This is a genomic window from Amycolatopsis dendrobii, from assembly GCF_014145675.1.
Lineage (GTDB): Bacteria > Actinomycetota > Actinomycetes > Mycobacteriales > Pseudonocardiaceae > Amycolatopsis > Amycolatopsis dendrobii.
This window is the reverse complement of record NZ_JACGZW010000002.1, coordinates 237,201-256,910: the sequence shown is the minus strand read 5'-3', so window position 1 is coordinate 256,910 and position 19,710 is coordinate 237,201. Positions and strand designations below refer to the sequence as shown.

Here is a 19,710-nt window from a genome sequence, read left to right as displayed (position 1 = left end):
TTTCAGCAGGAACTGTTCAGGATTTCCCGGACCGCAATTCGACGAGCGGTGTGAACCCGTTTTTCGGGTCAACGCCTTCACCGACCGGCGTGTAGGTGTTCTTCGGGATGTCGGTCGGCGTGGCGACGTTCTTGACCACCACGGTCGCCTTCAACTCGTGCTGGTCGCCGGTGACTGCGTAGACGTCCGGCACGTCCATGGTGAGGTAGCCGGATTCCCCGGTGACGCGGAAGCAGAAGAAGTCGTTCGCCGCGGCACGGCTCCACACCTTGACGAGCGTGCCGCCGGAGGCGCAGTCGGCGAACAGGATGTGGCCGTCGCCCTTCAGCAGCCGAATGTGGTACTGAGCGTAGATCTGGTCCGCCCCGGGATAGTCGAAGTCCTCGACAATAGGCGGCGGAGCGTCGTCGGCCGCGGCAATCCCGGAAGCGAATGGAAAAACGGCAACGGAAAGCATTGCCGTGGCGAGTACCCGCCCGGACAGTTTCACTGGTATCCCCTCGAAAAGGGCAGCTTGCGGCTTGCCCCCAGTCCCCGAACCACCAGGAAGCTTAATGGCGCGCTTAGCCGAGAGTCAACAAATAAACGGCGGTGCCCGATGAGCGGGAAACGCTCACCGACACCGCCGCCACTGACCTTTTTGTCCTGTTTACCCGTTCAGCTCAGCCGACTCCTCGTCGCTGAGCAACCGAGACCGGATGAGGAACCGCACCCCCTCCGGGGCCTCCACAGAGAACCCGCTGCCCCGTCCGGGAACCACGTCGATCGTCAGATGCGTATGCCGCCAGTACTCGAATTGCGGCCCCGACATCCACACCGGCACCGCGTCGATGCCGTCCACCGCCAGGTCGCCCAGATGGACATCGCGGGCGCCGACCCGGAATTCGCCGATCGGGTAGCACATCGGGGCGCTGCCGTCGCAGCATCCGCCGGACTGGTGGAACATCACCGGTCCGTGGACTGGCACCAGCCGCCGCAGGAGGTCGGCGGCGGCTGGGGTCAGGTCCACCCGCTGGGGCATCAGAAGAAGCCCAGCGCCTGGTCGGAGTAGGAGACCAGCATGTTCTTCGTCTGCTGGTAGTGGTCCAGCATCATCTTGTGGTTCTCGCGGCCGATGCCGGACGCCTTGTAGCCGCCGAAGGCCGCGTGGGCCGGGTAGGCGTGGTAGTTGTTCACCCACACGCGGCCGGCCTGGATGTCGCGGCCCGCGCGGTAAGCGGTGTTGCCGTCGCGGGACCAGACGCCGGCGCCGAGGCCGTACAGGGTGTCGTTGGCGATCTTGAGCGCGTCGTCGTAGTCGTCGAACTTCGCCACGGACACCACCGGACCGAAGATCTCCTCCTGGAAGATCCGCATCTTGTTGTCGCCCTCGAACACCGTCGGCTGCACGTAGTAGCCGCCGGACAGGTCGCCGCCGAGGTCGGACTGCTCGCCGCCGGTGAGGACCTTCGCGCCCTCCTGCTTCCCGATGTCGATGTAGGACAGGATTTTCTCGAGCTGGTCGTTCGAGGCCTGCGCGCCGATCATCGTCTCGGTGTCGAGCGGGTTGCCCTGTTTGATCTTCTTCACGCGCTCGACCGCGTCGCCGAGGAACCGGTCGTAGATGCCGGACTGGATCAGCGCGCGCGACGGGCAGGTGCAGACCTCGCCCTGGTTGAGCGCGAAGAGCGCGAAGCCTTCCTGCGCCTTGTCGTAGAACGCGTCGTTGGCCGCGGCGACGTCGTCGAAGAAGATGTTCGGGCTCTTGCCGCCGAGTTCGACGGTCACCGGGATGATGTTTTCGCTGGCGTACTGCAGGATCAGCCGCCCGGTGGTGGTCTCGCCGGTGAACGCGACCTTGCGCACCCGGTCGCTCGATGCGAGCGGCTTGCCCGCCTCGACGCCGAAGCCGTTGACGATGTTCAGCACACCCGGCGGGATCAGGTCGCCGATGATCGACATCAGCAGATGGATCGACGCCGGGGTCTGCTCGGCGGGCTTGAGCACGATCGCGTTGCCCGCGGCCAGCGCCGGGGCGAGCTTCCAGACCGCCATGAGCAGCGGGAAGTTCCACGGGATGATCTGGCCGACGACGCCGAGCGGCTCGTGGAAGTGGTAGGCGACCGTGTTGTCGTCGATCTGCGAGATGCCGCCCTCCTGGGCGCGCAGGGCGCCGGCGAAGTAGCGGAAGTGGTCGATCGCGAGCGGGATGTCCGCGGCGAGGGTCTCGCGGACCGGCTTGCCGTTCTCCCAGGACTCGGCGACCGCGATCCGCTCGAGGTTCTGCTCAATCCGGTCGGCGATCTTGAGCAGGATGTTCGCGCGCTCCTCGGGCGAGGTACGACCCCACGCGGGCGCGGCGCCCTCGGCCGCGTCGAGCGCCCGGTCGATGTCCGCCGCCGTCCCTCGGGCGATCTCGGTGAAGGTTTTGCCGGTCACCGGCGTCGGGTTCTCGAAGTACTGCCCGCCGGCCGGCGCGACGTATTCGCCGCCGATGTAGTGGTCGTAGCGGGTCTCGTAGTCGACGACGGAGCCGTCGGTGTTCGGTGCGGCGTATACGGCCATCTTGCCCTGCCTCGTTGCTGGTCGGTGACGGTCGGCAGCGACCGTAGGCCGGGCAACGTTGCGCCGACGTTGCAGCCTTGTGACCAGGGTCTCTACTCTCGTTCGTGTGGCAGAGCCGCCCGAACCCGACCTGCTGCGCGATCCGGAGTCGTACGCGCAGCTGCTCCGGCACGTCCGCGAAGCGGTCCTGTCCGGGGCTTCCGCGCCGCGCTCGCCGCGCTCGGTGGTGTCGGCGTCGTGGGAACGCTCGCTGGCCGCGCACGTCGATCCGGACGCAGGCGAGGCCCCGCTGATCTGCGAGGCGGACGAGCTCACCGACCTGCGCGCGGAGCATCCGCTGGCCCCGGTGCTGCCACTGCTGCGCGAGATGCTGGTGAGCATCGCCGACGACGCCGAGCACATGATGATCGTGACCGACGCGAACGGGCTCATCCTGTGGCGCGAGGGCGCGACCGGCGTGCTGCTGCGTGCGGACCAGGTCGCGCTCACCGAGGGCACGCGGTGGAGCGAAGAGGCGATCGGCACGAACGCGATGGGCACCACGCTCGCGACCGGACAGCCGGTGCAGATCTACTCCGCCGAACACCTCGTCCGCCGCTATCACACGTGGACCTGCGCGGCGGCGCCGGTACGCGACCCGGACACCGGCGCACTGCTCGGCTCGATCGACGTCAGCGGACCGCTCCGCACGGTGCATCCGGCGATGTTGTCGCTGGTCACCGCCACGGCGCAGCTTGCCGAGGGACGGCTGCGAGCCCAACTGGCGGTCCGCGACGAGAAGGTGCGCCGGGCGAACATGCCGCACCTGGCGTCGTTGCGCGGCCGCCCCGGCGCACTCCTTTCGGCGGGCGGGCGGGTGCTGGCCGCCGAAGCGTGCACCCTTCCATCCACTGTGGAGGTACGAAAAGGCGGCGGCACCGTGACCCTCCCGGACGGCCGGGTCGCCACCGTCGACCCGCTCGACGAGGGCTATCTGCTGCGGATCGCCACGTCCGGCTCCGCGACCCGGCGGAAGTTGTCGCTCGAATACCTCACCGACGGTCCCGGATCGACCACTGTGGACGGTCGAGACATCCCGTTCACCTTGCGGCACGCCGAATTGCTTACTCTGCTTGCGCTTCAGCCGCGCGGTTTGTCGGCGGAGAAGCTGGCGTTGCAGCTGTACGGCGAAGCCGGCAACCCGGTAACCGTGCGCGCCGAAATCCACCGCTTGCGCACCCAGCTGGGCACCGGGGTGTTGCAGACGCGCCCGTACCGCCTCGCGGCCACCGTGGACGCGGATTTCCTGCGCACCAAAGCCGCTCTGCGCGCCGGGGACGCCGCGGCGGCGGTCCGGTCGTTCCAGGGACCGCTGCTCGCCGAGTCGGAATCGCCCGCGATCCTGGAGGAACGCGAGTCGATCAGCGCGCAGGTCCGGCAGCTGGCATTGAACAGCGGCGACGCGGATACGTTGTGGTCGTTCTGGGAAACCTCCTGTGGTGCTGATGATCTGGCGATCCTGGATGCGCTGGCCTCGGTGCTCGCCCCGTCGGATCCGCGGTTGGCGGCGGTGCGGACGCACCGGGCCCGGCTGGGTTGAGTGCTACCGCGCCACAGCGGTTTCCCGGATCGCCCCGTCCACCGGAGCCGGGTAGTTGAGCTCCAAATACAGCTCCCGCAACAACAATCCGTCCATGTGCTGCACCGTCAGCCCCGGCTGTTTCCCGCTCAGCCCGTTGAGGAACCCGCCGAGTTTGAACGCGCCGCGCACCGGCCAGGACGGCATTGGGCGCACCCGGCGCGGTCGCCCCGCCGCCGCGGCCAGCCGGGCGAACATGTCCGTCCACTGGAGATTTTCCTCTGCTACCGGGATATCCGCGCCCGACGCCTGCTCCAGCGCATCCACCGTCGCGACGCCAACCCCGCGCGCGCTCGTCGCGGCGGTCCCGCCGGGTGGTGCGAAGAGCGGCGAGTTGGAACGGACCCACTTGACGATCGGCACCGACCACTGCGGCACCCGGCCCTCCGCAACACCGAAGACAAACGGCACTTCGATCACCGCGACCGGCAACCCCGGCCCGGCAGTTTCGCGCGCCACGCGGGCCTGCTCCAGCCGACTGCGCACGTACGGATGCTTCGCGGCCAACCCCCATTCAGGGCGCACGCGGTCGAAGTACGTGTAGTACGACCCAAGCACCGCCGCGCGCGTACAGCCTGCTTCGCGCGCCGCGCGCAACAACGCGGCGACTGGTGCGACGTTGCCCGCGCGCAGCCGAGGCTCGACCGGTCCGCGTCCGACCGCACGGTCGTCCATGCCACCCGCGAAGACGACACCGTCGTGTCCGTCGAGCGCTTCGCGCAGTTCGGCGTGCGAAGCCTTCGAGACGTCGAGCGTCCGGTCGACTCCTTCACGTGCCGTACGCGCGACGGCGGTCGTCTCGTGCCCGCGGTTCCGCAGCTCGTCGAGCACGTGCTGGCCCAGCAGGCCACTGCCGCCTACCACCAAGATTTTCATAGTTCGTTCCATGCCGTCACGCCGTCATGATGACGCAACGCACCGACAAAACGCTTGAGCGGCTCGATGATCCGCCCGGCAGAGGTCTTCGCTGCCTCTGCCGGGCGCGCCGGGGTGATCAGTTGAAGATCACGTCCGAGCAGGAGTAGAAGGCCTCTCCGGAATCGGGCCAGTGGCGCTGCCAGATCGAGTAGATCAGGTGCCGGCCGGTGCGTCCGCCGGGCAGGTTCGCCTGAAGCTGGTAGGCGTTGCCCGCGATCGGCGGGTTGTCCTGCTTGTAGAACGGGGTGTCCTCCAGGTCGGACCACTTGAGCGGTTTCGTCGGGTCGTAACCGGGCTTGGTGACATACAGCTCGAAGGTGCCCTCGTGCGCGGCGGTCAACTGGTACTGGAAGGTGTACGGACCGCTGCTCGGCAACGTGGTCGCGGGCCAGTCGTCGCGGGCGAGGTCGAGCCCCTTGTACTTGTCGCGGCCGGCGCTGCACAGCTTGCCGTCCGGGATGATCTCGCGGCTGCGGCCGCTGGCGTCGCCGATGTTGACCTCGTCCCAGTCGTAGATCGGCCAGCTGTCGCCGACCGCGACGGCGGCCTTGCACGCGGCGGACTGCGGATTCTCCGGACCCTCCTGGAAACACTGCATGATCCGGCTGATCGGGTTGCCCATCGAGCCGTGCGCGAGGGCCGGGACGGCGGTGAACACCGAAACCGTGCCGAGCACGGCGGTCAGTATCCCGACTTTGACGGCGGCGCGGGAAAACTTCATCGCGGGATTCCTCTCCTGAGAGGTCTAGACCACACCCACGGTAGGGGCCCGGAAGCACTGCGTTGTAGACCCGAAAGTCGGGCGCACCCGAGGTAGACAGCGTCTACTTACTTTGATAGACAGTGTCTACAAGATGAACCAGGGGTTACGGAGAGCGGAATGGGTTTCCACACGTTCGTCGCCGTCGGCGACAGCTGCGCGGAGGGGCTGGACGATCCCTACCCGGATCACAGCCGGTACCGCGGCTGGGCGGACTACGTCGCCAGCCGGCTCGCGCGCGACGAAACCGCGTTCCGTTACGCCAATCTCGCCGTTCGCGGCCGGCGGCTGGACCAGATCGCCGCGGAGCAGCTGCCCACGGCCGAGCGGCACGAGCCGGATCTGATCGCCTTGTTCGGCGGTGGCAATGACGTGATGAGCCGCGGCTGGGACGCTCGCACGGTCGCTCGCCGGGTCGACACCGCGATCCGGCAGTGCACGCAGATCGCGCCGACGGTCGTCACCTTCACCTTGAGCGACATCGCGCACCGCATGCCGCTGGGCGGGCGGATGCGGCCGCGGGTCACCGCGCTCAACAACGCCATCCGCGAGGCGTCGGTCAGCTACGGCGCGAAGCTCGTCGACCTGTGGCCGGACCAGGCCGCACACGACTCGCGTTACTTCGGGCCGGACCGGTTGCACCTGTCGCAGGCCGGGCATCTGCGCGTCGCTGGCCACGTGCTCGACCGGCTCGGCGTCGCGCACGACGGCAGCTGGCTCCAGCCGCTTCCCGGCGCTCCGGCCCAGGGCAGCGCGATCGCCGACCTGCGCTGGCTGTGGCAGGAGGTGCTGCCGGTGGGAATCACGCGGCTGCGCAACCGCCTCACCGGCCGGTCCCCTGGCGACGGCTTCCTGCCGAAGCGTCCAGAGCTGCTGCCGGTGGCCTTCTCCGAAGCTCAGGTATGAGCGCACGGCAGCGGTTGATCCGCACCGCGGCGGATCTGCTCGTCGGCTCCGGCGTCGAGGCCGTGACGTTGCGCGGTATCGCGAAGGCAGCAGGCGTGTCGCACGGTGCGCCGCTTCGTCACTTCTCGGGACGCGCGGAGCTGCTGTCAGCCGTAGCGACGCTTGGCTTCACACAGCTGCTCCATCGCGGCGCACAGTTGCCCGATGGCACCCCGCGCGAACGCGTCACGGCCGCCTGTCACGCGTACGTCGACTTCGCGGTTACGAACCCTGCGATGTTCGAGCTGATGTTCCGTCGCGACCTCATCGACCCGCAGGAGCCGGGGCTGGTCGCGGCCAGCAGTGCCGTCTTCGACACCTTCGCCGAGCTAGTGCGGCTTGACCGCGCCGAAGCGGACGACGACCGGCTGCGTCCGGGTACGGATCCTCGGCTGGTCGCGGCGTCGCTGTGGGCGGCTTTACACGGTCTCGCGCAGCTGTGGCTGTGGGGCGGGCTGGCCGGGGCCAGCTTCGCGCCTTCGCCGGAATCGGCGCTGGCGGTGACGCTCGACGCGTATCTGGGGTGAAGCTCAGCGGAGAGCCCGGAATCCTCCCCACCCCTGGCTCTCCGCCGAACAGCGGGAATGGATGACCATTCAGAACCGACCGTAACCGCTCGATCCCGTCCGCGGAATCCGCCCTTCGCCGCAGCCGCGGGTAAACCCTCGCGGTAGGCGGCCTGCCGCGATCGCGGTACGGAATTGGGAAACCGCCGGTCAGGGAGGTAGTTTCGGCGCGTGATGCGGATCCTGCGGGCGCGGCCGCTGTGCACGGATTCGCTCCTGGCGGCTGCGGTCGGACTATTCCTTTTCGCCGGGGCGGCGGTCCACCACGGCTCCCTCGGCGACCGGCCGGGGCTGTTCGGGCTGCTGCTCGCCGCGGCGGGCGCGGCCCCGCTGGTGGTCCGGCGACGCTACCCGATCAGCGCGCTGATCGCGGTGACCCTGCTGGTCGGCGCGTTCGCGCTGGCCGGATACCGCGCGACGCTCGGCCGTCCCGACCTGATGATCGCCGCGTACACAGTGTGGGCGCGCTATCCGATCCGGCAGGCCTGGCCGCCTTCGCTGTTCGCGGTGGCCGGCTTCGAGATCACGATGCTCGTCGGCGACAACTCGAATCCCGTCGGCGACACAGTGATCGCGGCACTGCAAGCGTGCGTGATCATCCTTATTGGACACTCGGTCTACCTTCGCGGGCTCGCCCTCGACGCGACCGCGGAGCGTGCTGACCGCGCCGAACTGGCGGTCGTCGAAGAGCGGCTGCGTATCGCCCGCGAACTGCACGACGTTGTCTCGCATCATCTGTCGGTGATCTCCGTGCAGGCCAACCTCGCGCGGTACGTCTTCGAGTCCGCGCCGGACACCGCGCGCGGCGCGCTCGACACGATCACCGGCACGACCACCGAGGCGCTGGACGAACTCCGCCGTCTGCTCAGCGTGCTGCGCCCGCCGCACCACGAGCCGGGCGAATACCGTCCGCAGCCGGGTCTCGAAGAGCTTCCCTCGCTGGTCAGCCGGGTCCGCGAGGCCGGGCTGACCGTGCGGCTGCGGGTCACCGGAACGCCGCGGACGTTGCCGTCGGGGCAGCAACTGTGCGCGTACCGGGTCGCCCAAGAAGCGCTCACGAACGTCCTGAAGCACGCGCCGGATTCCTTCGCCGCGCTGGATGTCGAGTACCTGTCCGACGCATTGCGGCTGAGCGTCGCCGACTCCGGCGGCGGACCGCGCGCCGACGGCAATCCCGCCGGTCACGGCCTCGTCGGCATGCGGGAGCGGGCGCGTATGTACGGTGGCGAGATCGAAATCGGGCCACGCGAACCGGCGGGGTTCGAGGTGGTGCTGACCCTCCCGTACTCGGACCGGACCGGTGGAGAACCGAAGTGACCAGTGTGCTCGTGGTGGACGACCAGGATCTCGTCCGCGCCGGCCTCGTCGCGCTGCTCAACGCCGCGCCGGGCGTCGAAGTCGTCGGCGAGGCGCGGGACGGTTTGGAAGCCGTGCACGAGGCGGCGCGGCTGCGGCCCGAGGTGATCCTGATGGACATCCGGCTGCCCGGTCTCGACGGCGTTTCGGCCACCGCCCGCATCCTCGCCGGGCCGGACAACCCGCGCGTGCTGATCCTGACCGTCTTCGACCTCGACGAGTACGTCTACCGCGCGCTGCGGGCCGGTGCGGCCGGATTCCTGCTCAAGGACAGCCCTCCGGAGACGCTGATCTCCGGCATCCAGTCAGTGGCGCGCGGAGACATGCTGTTCGGCCCGACAATCACGCGGCGGCTGGTGGAGGCGTACACGAGTACGCCGCCCGCGGAACCCGCGCCGGAGCTGAGCGCGCTGACCGAGCGCGAACGCGAGGTGCTCCGGTTGGTGGGGACGGGGATGCCGAACGGGGAGATCGCGACTCGGTTGCTGGTCAGCGAGGCGACGGTGAAGACTCATCTCAACCGGCTGATGCCGAAGCTCGGGATTTCCAGCCGCGCACAGGCAGTGGTGGTCGCTTACGAAACCGGCTTGGTCCGGCCGGGACGGTAGCCGAATTCGTTGCGCAGCACCCGTTCCGCGGCGTGTTGACCGGCCATTCCGTGCACTCCCGGCCCGGGCGGGGTCGCGGCTGAGCACAGGTAGACGCCACGCAATGGGGTTCGGTACGGGTCCCAGCGCAGGATCGGCCGACCCAGCACCTGGCGCAGCGTGACCGCGGCGGCCGCGATGTCGCCGCCGACGTAATTGGCGTTGTAAGCCTCGAAATCGCGCGCCGGGATCGCGCGCGAGGCGAGGATCGTGTCGCGGAAACCGGGAGCGAAGCGTTCGATGCGGCGGATGATCGCGGCGGTCGGGTCGAGCGGATCTCCGTGCGGGACATGGGCGTAGGCCCAGATCGGCTGCTTGCCGGGGAGGCCACGGGACGGGTCGGCGGTCATCGGCTGGGAAAGGAGGACGAACGGATCCCGCGCCCGCTTTCCGGCAGCGACTGCGTTGTCGGCCGCGTACACTTCTGCTCTTGTCCCTCCGATGTGGATAGTCCCGGCCCGGCCGAGTTCCGTTTCGCGCCACGGGATCGCTTCGGAGACCAGGAAGTCGACCTTCGCCGCGGCCGGCCCGTATCGGACATTCTCCAGCGCTCTGCGGTACTGCTGGGGCAGCAACCGTCCGGCGATATCGAGGACGCCTTTCGGCGCTAGGTCCAAGAGGACGGCGCGTGCGTGCGCTAAGTCGCGTACGTCGGTGACGCGCGCGTTGGTGCGTACGCGACCACCGTGGGCCTCGATGTCGGCGACGAGAGCATCGGTGATCCGTTGCGAACCGCCGCGGGGAATCGGCCAGCCTGTGCTGTGCGCGAGATGCGTCAGCAGGACCGCGATCCCGCTGCCGATGAGTGAAGGCAGTTTGCCGAGCGCGTGTGCCTCGACACCGGCTATGAGCGCTGCCGCTTCCTTGCTCTTGAAGGAGTTAGCCGCGAGAGCGCGCGTCGCGATGTACGCCGCCGTACGCGGATGCGGCGGGTGGCGAAGGTCGCCGAGGAGTACTTCGGTGATCTCAGCACTGTGCTCGATCAGCGGTGCCATGAAGCGCCGCCAACGCGCACCGTCGGTTCCTAGCCGGGCACAGGTGCGGTCGAGGTCCGCGTACGCGATGGCTGCGGTCTTCTCGTCGATCGGGTGCGCGTACGGGATTTCGGGATGGCAGAGGTCCAGATCGAACTGCCTGAGGAACGGCGAAGCCGCGGCCATCGGATGGACCGCCGAGCAGATGTCATGGATAACGTCCGCGTCGAACAATCGCTTCGATCGCGCCCCGCCGCCGGGCTCGGCCGCTGCCTCGTACACCTCGACCGACAACCCGGCCCGCGCCAGCACTACGGCCGCGGCCAGGCCGTTCGGGCCCGAGCCGACGACCGCGACGTCCAGCGTGACGGGCGGAAACACGTCCCGATCGTAGGACCGCGACGAACCGGGCGCCCAGTGTCACTCCCGAACATCTGATCGAATATTGTCGTACCCCACGCCTACCGTGCACCCCATGCCGGTCCGCACGGGCCGCGCCTGCTGGAGAGGGGGGGTCATGCCCGACCACGACACGTTGCTGGAGCGCGTGCGGAAGCTGCTGGCCAAGGCCGAGGACCCGGCCGTCACGCCCGCCGAAGCCGAGCTGTACAACACCAAAGCGGCGCAGCTGATCGCGCGGCACGGGATCGACAACGCGATGCTGGCCGCGTCCGGTCAGAGCGGCGACGACATCACGGTGCTGAAGCTGCCGATCTCCAATCCGTACAGCCGAGACAAAGCCAGTCTGCTCACCAGCATCGCGTACCCGCTGCGCTGCCGGACCTTGCTGCACCGGGTCGGCCAAGGGGTCGAAGAGGTCACCGTGTTCGGCTTCCGCACCGACCTCGCGCGGGTCGAGTTGCTGTTCACCAGCCTGTTGCTGCAAGCGAGCACCCAGCTCACACGCGTGCGGCCGGAGGAACGGGTGTTCCGCGAATCGCTGGCGGCGTACCGGCGGACGTGGCTGCACGGGTTCGCGCGTGCGGTGCACGAGCGGCTGACCGCGGCGGAGGAGAACGCCGCGCGGACGTATTCCGATGTCGCAGGCGGGAAGTCGGCGGAGCTGGTGGTGCGGGACCGGACGGCGTTGGTGCAGCAGGCCTTCGACCGCGAGTACGGCGACCTGCGCTCGGCGGCCCCGCGACGGTTGTCGGGGTCGGGGTATCGGGAGGGGCACCGGGCCGGGACCCGGGCGAATCTCGACCCGGCGGCGCTGGGCAGGCGGCGGTCGGCGCTCCCGGTGCGCTGAACCGGTGGGCGTCGTGCTGCGCATCGAAGACCTCGCTACCCGCCCGGAGCTGCGGGTTCCCGCGCTCCAGCTGGGGTTCGTCGGCGGAGAGTTCCTCGGCCAAGGCCTCACCGCGGGGCTGGCCAGCTCGAGGCGCATCGCCCCCGAGTTCTTCCTGGTACTGCTCGACGACGGTGTTCCGGTAGCGCGAGCAGCGGCGATTCCGGTCGCTTTCCCCGCTCCAGAACGACCCGAGCTGCCGGACCACGGCTGGGACAGCGCCCTCGTCTGGGCTGCCGAAGACCACCTCGACGGACGGGAACCCACCACGCTGGTCGCGCTGGAGGTGTACGTCGCGGAATCCGCGCGCGGACAAGGCATTGCCGCGCAAGCACTCGTCGAGCTGAAGAACCGGGCGCGCCGGGCTGGGCTTTCCCGGCTGGTCGTGCCCGTGCGGCCGACCGGCAAACCACCGCTGGAGTCCATTGTGGACTATCTTGGCCGGCGCGCCGATCCCTGGCTGCGCAGTCACGAGCGACTGGGCGCGGAGTTCCGGAAGATCGCGCCGTTCGCGATGACCGTCACCGGCACGCTCGCGCAGTGGGAACAGTGGACCGGCATTCGGCTCGAAGACGGACACACCGTCGTGCCCGGCGGGATCGCGCCGGTGCTCGCGGCAACGGAACAGGATCTGGGCGTGTACGTCGAGCCGAACGTCTGGTACGAACACCCGCTCTGACTACGCCTGCTCCCACCCGGGCAGCCAAACTCCGTCGCCCGGTTCCGGCCCGGTCACCAGGTGATCGCGCAGTTTCCGCACGTCCGGATGCGCGGGCTCCCGCCGCCACAGCAGCGACATCGGGTACACCGGCGTCGGGTCGACCACCAGCACCCGGCGGAGGTCGTACTCGTCCGGCCAGAAATAGCGCGAGCCAGCGCCCACGAAGGTCGACAGGTCGGGCGAGACCGCCAGTTCGTCCAGCATCGTTTCGTTGCCGAAGACCGGGCCGGACACGTCGATGGTCAGGTCGAACGCCTCGGCCAGCTCCGCGTAGTACGCGCCCCATTCCATGCTCGCCGACAGCCCCGGCATCCAGATCCGGTGGCCGACGAGCTTCCCGATCGGCACCGAGGGCAGGTCGGCGAACGGATGGCGCGGGCCGACCAGCAGCTCGTGCGCGTCGTAGTCCACCACTCCGCTCGTCACGCCGCCTGGCAGGTCGCGCTTCGGCACACCGCGGAACGCCGCGTCGACCGAACCGGCCGCGACCGCGGCGACGGCCGCGTCGAAGCTCAGTTCGGCGCCGGTGGTCACGACCTCCAGCTCCACTTCCGGAAACGCCCGGTGGAAGCCCAGCGCGAGTTGCGCCGACTTGGTCCGCCGGTTCAGCACGTCGACCCGCAGCGGACGCTTCTCCGGCCGCACCGCGGCGAGCGCGCTTTTCTCCGCGTCGAGCAGCACGCGTGCGTGCGGCAGGAACGCCGCGCCGTCGCTGCTCAACCGGGCCCCGCGCGCGGTGCGCGTGAACAACCGCACGCCGAGCTCGCGTTCCAGCGCACCGACGCGTTTGGACACTGCTTGCTGCGTGATCCCCAGCTCCGCGGCCGCTTCCTGGAACTGCCCTCCGTCCACGACGGCGACGAAGGTCCGCACGAAATCCAGCTCCACGGGGCAATCCTAAGCGCTCGCGCCGCGCGCCGCGTCGGCTTGGCTTAACCCCGCTACTTGTCTGAGGAGTTGTGCTACGCTCCGGCTCGATGTTCACGCGCTTCCTTCTCCTTCGCCGCCACGGCGGGGCCTGACCGGACCGGCCCCCCGCCGTGGGGCAAGCACGCGCGCCGGTCGGCTTCCGACCACCTGAAGGACCGCAGATGAGCACCGCTTGGAACCGGCAGCGAGCCTCCCGCATGCCGTCGTACCGCTACCGCGACGTCTACCAGCGCGTCGACGTCCCCAACGCCGGGCGCGCCTGGCCCGGCAACCGGATCACGCAAGCCCCGCTGTGGGTGCCGGTCGACCTGCGCGACGGCAACCAGGCACTCGCCGAACCGATGGACCCGGCGCGCAAACGCCGGTTCTTCGAGCTGATGATCAGCATGGGGTACAAGGAAATCGAGGTCGGCTACCCGTCCGCCTCGCAGACCGACTACGACTTCGTCCGGCTGCTCGCGGACACCGACCTGGCCCCGGACGACGTCACCATCGTCGTGTTCACCCCGGCGCGGCGCGACCTGATCGAGCGCACCGTGGAGTCCGTCCGCGGCATCCGCAATGACGTCGTGATCCACCTGTACACCGCCACCGCACCGACCTGGCGCACGGTGGTCCTCGGCCACGATCAGGCGTCGCTGAAAGAACTGATCCTCGACGGCGCCCGCGACGTTCTGCGCGCGGCCGGCGACCTGCCGAACGTCCGCTTCGAGTTCTCCCCCGAGGTCTTCAACCTCACCGAACCCGACTATGTCCTGGAAGTCTGCGACGCGGTCACCGAGACGTGGGAGGCGAGCCCGGACCGTCCGGTGATCCTGAACCTGCCGGCGACGGTCGAGATCGCGACACCCAATGTGTACGCCGACCAGATCGAGTACATGCACCGCAACCTCGCGCGCCGCGATTCGGTGATCCTTTCCGTGCACCCGCACAACGACCGCGGCACCGGTGTCGCCTGCGCCGAACTCGCCGTGCTGGCCGGGGCCGAACGCGTCGAGGGCTGCATCTTCGGCAACGGCGAGCGCACCGGCAACGTCGACCTGGCGACTCTGGCGCTCAACCTGCACGCGCAGGGCGTCGACCCGATGATCGACTTCTCGGACATCGACGAGATCCGCCGCACCGTCGAGTACTGCAACCGAATCGAGGTCCACGCCCGGCATCCGTACGTCGGCGACCTCGTGCACACCGCGTTCAGCGGCACGCATCAGGACGCGATCAAGAAGGGCTTCGCGGAGCATCACGCGCGCGCCGCGGAAACCGGCGTGCCCGCGCACGAACTGGAGTGGCGCGTCCCGTACCTGCCGATCGACCCCGCCGACCTCGGTCGCGACTACGCCGCCGTGATCCGGGTGAACTCGCAGTCCGGCAAGGGCGGAATCGCCTACCTGCTGGAAAGCGAGTACGGGATCACGCTGCCGCGCCGGCTGCAGATCGACTTCGCGCGCCGCGTCCAAGGCCACACCGACGACTCCGGCCACGAGGTGACCGCGACCGAACTGTGGCAGCTCTTCGAAGCCGCGTACCTCCAGCCGAATCCGGCGATCACGTTGTCCCGCTTCGAAAACTCCGCCGACGAGCACACCAGCATCACCCTGCGCGCCGACGGAATCGAGCACACCAGCACACACGCCGGAACCGGCCCGGTCGAAGCGCTCACCGCGGCACTCGGCGAGCACGGCCGGAAGGTGGACATCGTGGCGTTGCACCAGACGAGCATCGGCTCCGGCAACGACAGTGAAGCGTTGACTCTGCTGGAGTATCGCACTGACAGCGGTACCCAGTGGACAGCCGGGCGCGATCGTTCGGTACTCGCGGCCAGCCTGACCGCGGTAGTGAACGCGGCGTAAGACCCAGCGGTGCGAGCGCGAACCGCGCTCGCACCGCCTCAGCCGCTACCGCGAAGAAACGCCAACACCGCCAGTACTCGCCGATTCCCGTCATCTGTCGGCGGGAGGTCAAGCTTCGACAGGATGCTCCCGACATGCTTGCCCACCGCGGCGTCGGACACCACCAGCCGCCGGGCGATCGAGGCGTTCGAGTGTCCCTCGGCGATCAGCGACAGGACTTCCCGTTCTCTCGCCGACAACCGGGCGATCGGGTCGGCCCGGCGGCGCAGCAGCTGGCGCACCACCTGCGGATCCACCGCCGTTCCGCCGTCCACGACCTGGCGCAGCGTCCCGACGAATTCCTCGACGTCGACCACCCGGTCCTTCAGCAGGTAGCCGACCCCGCGCCCCTCGGCGGAGTCGAGCAGGTCGGCCGCGTGGTGGTGTTCGACGTATTGGCTCAGCACCACCACGGCCAGCTCCGGTCGCGTGCGGCGCAGTTCGACCGCGGCGCGCAGCCCCTCGTCCGAATGGCCGGGCGGCATCCGGATGTCGGTGAGCACCAGGTCCGGATCGTGCTCGCGCACGGCGGCGTGCAAGCCCTCGGCATCGCCGACCGCGGCGACGACCGCGAAGCCGAACCGCTCCAGCAACCCGCACAATCCCTCGCGCAGCAGCACCTCGTCTTCGGCGAGGACGACCCGCATCGGCTCTCCGCTCAGCACGGCAGCTCCACTCGCACGACGGTCGGCCCGCCGACCGGACTGCGCACCCACATCCGGCCGCCCAGCACGGCGACCCGATCGCTCAACCCGGTGATCCCCGTGCCGCGCGACGGCTCAGCACCGCCTGCTCCGTTGTCCCATACCTCAATAGCAAGGATCCGGCCGACAATTCCGGCGGTCACCGAAGCGCAACTGGCCGCGGAATGCTTGGCGACATTGGTCAGCGACTCGGCCACCACGAAGTACGCGGTGGATTCCACCGGCTCCGGCAACCGCACCGGCACCGCCACATCGACGGTGACCGGCACCGCGCAGCCGTCGGCGAGTTCCTCCAGCGCGGCGGGCAAACCGAGTTCGGCGAGCGCGCGCGGGTGGATTCCGTTGATCAGCTCGCGCAGCTCGACCATCAGCTTCTTAGCCTGGTCGTGCGCGTCCGACACCGCCTTCGCCGCCGCGGAATCCGGCGGCAGATCGACCTTCGCGAGCCCGAGTTGCAGGCTCAGCCCGACCAGCCGCTGCTGCGCGCCGTCGTGCAGATCGCGTTCGATGCGCTTGCGTTCCGCGTCAAACGCCGACAACAGCCGGGTGCGGGATTGCGACACCTCGGTCAGCTCGCCGCGGAGCTTCTCGGCAGCCCCGTCGGTGAGCAGCGAACGGGCCAGCATCGCGTGCAGACCAGCGAACCCGGACAGCAGATAGCCCGACAGAACGAGCAGGACCGCACCGGCCAGTGCGTACGGGACCGCGCCTCCGGGAGTGGAAACCTCGGTGAAACCCACGGAAATCGTGTCGTTCGCGTTGACGAGCAACGGACTCGCCACCAGAACCGCGGCGAACAACGCGACCATGCCGGCCACTGAGTACAGCGCGGGAATCGCGGTGCACAACAGAACCGCGTAGCCGAGTTCGCGCCATGCCGCCGGCTCGGTGTACCGCGTTCGCATTCGCGGCCACCAACCCGGTTCGCTGATCGGTCCAAAGGGGACAGTCACCGGGTTGAGGTCGACCATGCGCAGCCGCTGCCGTTCGACCCCGGCCACCACCGCCGCCCACGCCGGGCCAGCGCTCAGGAACAGCAGCATGCCGAACACCGAGAACGCCGCGACGAGCGCCAGATCGGAGGTCTGCCCGTGCACGACGCGGCTGACCAGCACCGCGAGCGGCAACAGGCAGCATCCGAACGGAAGGCCGAACAGCAGCGTCATTGGGCCGGTGCTGAGCCCGTAAAGCAGCGCCCGCCACGGCCAGGAGGAAATCAGGAACTTCCGATGCGACAGGGCATCCAGCACAGTGCGCGGATTCGCGGTCGTAGAGACGGTAGCCACGAGATCCAGATTAGCCAGCGGACTGTCCGGTTTCGATCAGCTTGCCCGTAGTCTCGAGGGTAGGGCTAGGCATACCACGGCGGCAGGTTGCCCCCAGTGGACGAACCGGCGCATCCGGGTTTCGTAACTGCGGAGGTCGCCTGCCTCGATTGCCGCGGCCAACGCCTCCGCGCCCATGATCGCCATCGTGGTGGCGAGCCCGCCCACGCCGTACCGTCGAGCAGCATGGCACTCAACGGCGCGTCCCTGATCTGGCACGCCGCGCCGGATTCCGCTCCCACCGCAACCCAGTTCCAGCAAGCGGTCTCGGCATTGACTTCAAGTTAAGTTGAAGTTTTACCTTCGACGTCGTGACCGAAACGACTGACGCCGGAGTGCGGCGCCCACCGAGATCCTTGCTGGCGACGCTGCTCGGCGTCAGCACCATGACCATCATGGCCAGCGCCACGATCACACCCGCGTTGCCGGGCATGCAACGACATTTCGCCGCCGAACCGCACGCGGAGCTCCTCGTCCGGCTGGTGCTCACCTTGCCGGGCCTGGCGATCATGGTGTCCGCACCGTTGCTCGCCAAACTGAGCGGCCGGACCGGACGCGTCCCGCTGCTGATCGGCTGCCTCGCCCTCTACACCGTCGGCGGCGGATCCGGCCTGCTGCTGGACTCCCTCCCCGCACTGCTCGTCGGACGGGCCGTGCTCGGGATCGGCATCGCCGGCATCATGACCACGTCAACCGCGTTGATCGCCGACCACCATGCCCCCGAGGAACACGGCCGTGTGCTCGGACTGCAAGGCGCGGCAATGGGTTTCGGCGGTGTCGTCGCACTGCTGCTCGGCGGCTTGCTGGCCGCGCTGGACTGGCGGGGCCCGTTCGCGATCTACCTGCTGGCGATTCCGATGCTGGCGCTCGTGCTCCGATTCGTGCCGGACGCACCCGTCCAGCCGGCCGATCCGACGGACACCACCACGGCCGCATCGCCGTGGCAGCCACGGCTGCTGGGGTTGTACGCGCTGATCTTCATCGGTGTCGTGGTCTTCTACACCGTTCCGACGCAGGCTCCGTTCTGGCTGGCCGAAGTCGGCGGCGCGGGACCAGCGGTCGCGGGAGCCTTGATCGCCGCGGTCAATCTGGTGATGACCCTGGTGGGACTGAACTTCCGGCGGCTGCGCGCTCGCTGGTCCTTTCCGATGCTGGCCATCGCGATGTTCGCCGCCTTCGCCGTCGGACTGGTCGTCCTCGGCACCGCCGGCGCGTTGTGGACGGCCGCGCTGGGCATGGTCGTGGTCGGACTCGGCGTGGGTCTGCAAAACCCGACCGTCAACGGATGGCTGGTTTCCACCGCTTCCCCCGGGGTACGGACCAGGTCACTCGGGTTGCTGACGTCCGCGTTGTTCCTCGGCCAGTTCTCGTCGCCGCTGATCGCGCAGCCGGTGATCGACGCAGTCGGGATGGGGACGACGTTCATTCTGGCCGGAGCTTTGGCCGCGGTCGTCGGCACTATCGTGGCGGCGATCCATCGGCGCTCGGCCTTGAAACGTAGTCGACGACTTGCGCGTGCGTAGCGAACCAAACCCCGTCGTGCGAAGCGATGTGCTCCAGCAGCTCGGCGAGAATCGTGATGCGGGAACGATGTCCGATGATGTGCGGGTGCATGGTGAGCTGGAAGAGCCCGCCCTCGGCCAAGGCGAGGTCGAACTCGTCGCGCCAGATCGGCAGCACTTCCCGCGGCGGGGTGTACGGGCGCTGCGAGCCGAAGCGGTTCATCGTGAAGTACGGCGCGTCGTCGCGGATCCATTCCACCGGAAGCTCGACAATGCCGGTCGGTTCGCCGTCGGCGAGGATCTCGTAGCAGTCGTTGTCCGCCATCAGCGAGGAGTCGTAAGCCAGGCCCAGTTCGCGGATGATCGCGAGGGAGCTTTCGGAGAAGTCCCACGACGGGGTGCGAATGCCGACCGGACGGGTGCCGGTGAGCCGTTCCAACGCATCGGCGGCCCGGAACGTGAGGTCACGTTCCGCAAGAGACGGCAGTTGCGCATTGCTTTCGTGGATCCAGCCGTGCAACGCGACCTCGTGTCCGGCCTCCACATAGGACTGTGCCTCGCCGTCGTGCAGCAACCCCGACACCGCGGGCATGAAGAACGTCGACGGCGCCCCGAACCGCTCAAGCAGCTTCAGCACCCGCGGCACGCCGACCCGCGAGCCGTACTCGCCTTGCGACAGCTTGCCCGGCAGCACCTGGCCGTCGCGCAGCGAGATCGTCTCGTGGTCGGAGTCGAACGACAACGCCACGGCCACTCGCGCCCCGCCCGGCCAGGATTCCGGCCGCAACGGCCGGCCGGCACGCACGCGACCGACGTGGTTGCGCCAGGTCTGCTCGCTCCACTGCCACGGTTCGGTCATGCTTCCTCCCCCTGTGCCGCGAGGCTTCATCGTATCGCTGTGCCACCGACCAAGAGGCCTACAAGCCGGCCAGTGGCGCCCGGAAGCCAGCAAGGCGGCTCATGGTCGGGTCGCGGCACCTGGACCAGGGAGGCATTCGCGCGCGACGGAGCCGCCGTGCTGGC

General features: G+C 68.8%; 19 protein-coding genes. 9 read left to right on the top strand and 10 right to left on the bottom strand.

Annotated features, from left to right (window positions below; genetic code table 11):
* Positions 1–16: 16 nt before the first annotated feature.
* The 3 genes from H4281_RS05345 to adh all read right to left on the bottom strand — a co-directional run bounded on the left by H4281_RS05345 (position 17) and on the right by adh (position 2,544).
* Positions 17–490 carry a hypothetical protein gene (locus H4281_RS05345; RefSeq protein WP_182889750.1) on the bottom strand — a complete coding sequence of 158 codons (474 nt, stop codon included), beginning with the start codon at positions 488–490 and terminating at the stop codon, positions 17–19.
* A gap of 159 nt (positions 491–649) precedes the next feature.
* Positions 650–1,021, bottom strand: a complete 372-nt coding sequence (locus H4281_RS05340; RefSeq protein ID WP_182889749.1) for a DUF779 domain-containing protein — start codon at positions 1,019–1,021, stop codon at positions 650–652.
* Positions 1,021–2,544 carry an aldehyde dehydrogenase gene (adh, locus tag H4281_RS05335; protein ID WP_182889748.1) on the bottom strand — a complete coding sequence of 508 codons (1,524 nt, stop codon included), beginning with the start codon at positions 2,542–2,544 and terminating at the stop codon, positions 1,021–1,023. The genes H4281_RS05340 and adh overlap by 1 nt, the downstream gene beginning before the upstream one ends.
* Before the next feature lie 106 nt (positions 2,545–2,650).
* Here adh and H4281_RS05330 point away from each other — a divergent pair, with 106 nt between their 5' ends.
* Positions 2,651–4,123, top strand: coding sequence for a helix-turn-helix domain-containing protein (locus H4281_RS05330; protein WP_312872058.1), 1,473 nt, complete (start codon positions 2,651–2,653; stop codon positions 4,121–4,123).
* Positions 4,124–4,126: 3 nt separating this feature from the next.
* Here H4281_RS05330 and H4281_RS05325 read toward each other — a convergent pair whose 3' ends face one another.
* The gene (locus H4281_RS05325; protein ID WP_182889747.1) at positions 4,127–5,038 is read right to left on the bottom strand and encodes an NAD-dependent epimerase/dehydratase family protein; all 912 of its coding nucleotides are present in this window, start codon (positions 5,036–5,038) and stop codon (positions 4,127–4,129) included.
* 118 nt (positions 5,039–5,156) lie between these two features.
* Positions 5,157–5,801: a lytic polysaccharide monooxygenase auxiliary activity family 9 protein gene (locus H4281_RS05320; protein WP_182889746.1), complete on the bottom strand. Its 645-nt coding sequence runs from the start codon at positions 5,799–5,801 to the stop codon at positions 5,157–5,159.
* Positions 5,802–5,960: 159 nt separating this feature from the next.
* Between H4281_RS05320 and H4281_RS05315 the strand changes: the two genes are divergently transcribed.
* The 4 genes from H4281_RS05315 to H4281_RS05300 all read left to right on the top strand — a co-directional run bounded on the left by H4281_RS05315 (position 5,961) and on the right by H4281_RS05300 (position 9,315).
* Positions 5,961–6,746, top strand: a complete 786-nt coding sequence (locus tag H4281_RS05315; protein ID WP_182889745.1) for an SGNH/GDSL hydrolase family protein — start codon at positions 5,961–5,963, stop codon at positions 6,744–6,746.
* Positions 6,743–7,312 carry a TetR/AcrR family transcriptional regulator gene (locus H4281_RS05310; RefSeq protein ID WP_182889744.1) on the top strand — a complete coding sequence of 190 codons (570 nt, stop codon included), beginning with the start codon at positions 6,743–6,745 and terminating at the stop codon, positions 7,310–7,312. The genes H4281_RS05315 and H4281_RS05310 overlap by 4 nt, the downstream gene beginning before the upstream one ends.
* Positions 7,313–7,525: 213 nt before the next feature.
* A complete protein-coding gene (locus tag H4281_RS05305) occupies positions 7,526–8,668 on the top strand; it encodes a sensor histidine kinase (RefSeq protein WP_182890224.1) in 1,143 nt (380 codons plus the stop codon).
* On the top strand, positions 8,665–9,315 hold the full coding sequence (locus H4281_RS05300; protein ID WP_182889743.1) for a response regulator: 651 nt from the start codon (positions 8,665–8,667) through the stop codon (positions 9,313–9,315). Before H4281_RS05305 ends, H4281_RS05300 begins: the two co-directional genes overlap by 4 nt.
* Here H4281_RS05300 and H4281_RS05295 read toward each other — a convergent pair.
* A complete protein-coding gene (locus H4281_RS05295) occupies positions 9,282–10,709 on the bottom strand; it encodes a phytoene desaturase family protein (protein ID WP_182889742.1) in 1,428 nt (475 codons plus the stop codon). The genes H4281_RS05300 and H4281_RS05295 overlap by 34 nt on opposite strands.
* A gap of 136 nt (positions 10,710–10,845) precedes the next feature.
* Between H4281_RS05295 and H4281_RS05290 the strand changes: the two genes are divergently transcribed.
* Together H4281_RS05290 and H4281_RS05285 are read left to right on the top strand one after the other, a co-directional pair.
* The gene (locus H4281_RS05290; protein WP_037811165.1) at positions 10,846–11,577 is read left to right on the top strand and encodes a DUF2786 domain-containing protein; all 732 of its coding nucleotides are present in this window, start codon (positions 10,846–10,848) and stop codon (positions 11,575–11,577) included.
* A 16-nt stretch (positions 11,578–11,593) separates the two neighbouring features.
* Positions 11,594–12,295: a GNAT family N-acetyltransferase gene (locus H4281_RS05285; protein WP_220506821.1), complete on the top strand. Its 702-nt coding sequence runs from the start codon at positions 11,594–11,596 to the stop codon at positions 12,293–12,295.
* Here the strand turns inward: H4281_RS05285 and H4281_RS05280 are convergent, their stop codons facing one another.
* Entirely contained in the window at positions 12,296–13,225 is a 930-nt protein-coding gene (locus H4281_RS05280) for a LysR family transcriptional regulator (protein ID WP_182889741.1), read from the bottom strand. It lies immediately after the preceding gene.
* Positions 13,226–13,428: 203 nt separating this feature from the next.
* Between H4281_RS05280 and H4281_RS05275 the strand changes: the two genes are divergently transcribed.
* Positions 13,429–15,117, top strand: a complete 1,689-nt coding sequence (locus tag H4281_RS05275; RefSeq protein WP_182889740.1) for a 2-isopropylmalate synthase — start codon at positions 13,429–13,431, stop codon at positions 15,115–15,117.
* Between the two features lie 38 nt (positions 15,118–15,155).
* On the opposite strand, the gene H4281_RS05270 is transcribed toward H4281_RS05275, so the two are convergent.
* The gene (locus tag H4281_RS05270; protein ID WP_182890222.1) at positions 15,156–15,803 is read right to left on the bottom strand and encodes a response regulator; all 648 of its coding nucleotides are present in this window, start codon (positions 15,801–15,803) and stop codon (positions 15,156–15,158) included.
* An 11-nt stretch (positions 15,804–15,814) separates the two neighbouring features.
* Positions 15,815–17,146 carry a sensor histidine kinase gene (locus H4281_RS05265; RefSeq protein WP_220506753.1) on the bottom strand — a complete coding sequence of 444 codons (1,332 nt, stop codon included), beginning with the start codon at positions 17,144–17,146 and terminating at the stop codon, positions 15,815–15,817.
* 350 nt (positions 17,147–17,496) lie between these two features.
* Between H4281_RS05265 and H4281_RS05260 the strand changes: the two genes are divergently transcribed.
* Positions 17,497–18,708, top strand: coding sequence for an MFS transporter (locus H4281_RS05260; protein WP_182889739.1), 1,212 nt, complete (start codon positions 17,497–17,499; stop codon positions 18,706–18,708).
* On the opposite strand, the gene H4281_RS05255 is transcribed toward H4281_RS05260, so the two are convergent.
* On the bottom strand, positions 18,644–19,546 hold the full coding sequence (locus H4281_RS05255; protein WP_182889738.1) for a polysaccharide deacetylase family protein: 903 nt from the start codon (positions 19,544–19,546) through the stop codon (positions 18,644–18,646). The genes H4281_RS05260 and H4281_RS05255 overlap by 65 nt on opposite strands.
* Positions 19,547–19,710: the final 164 nt, after the last annotated feature.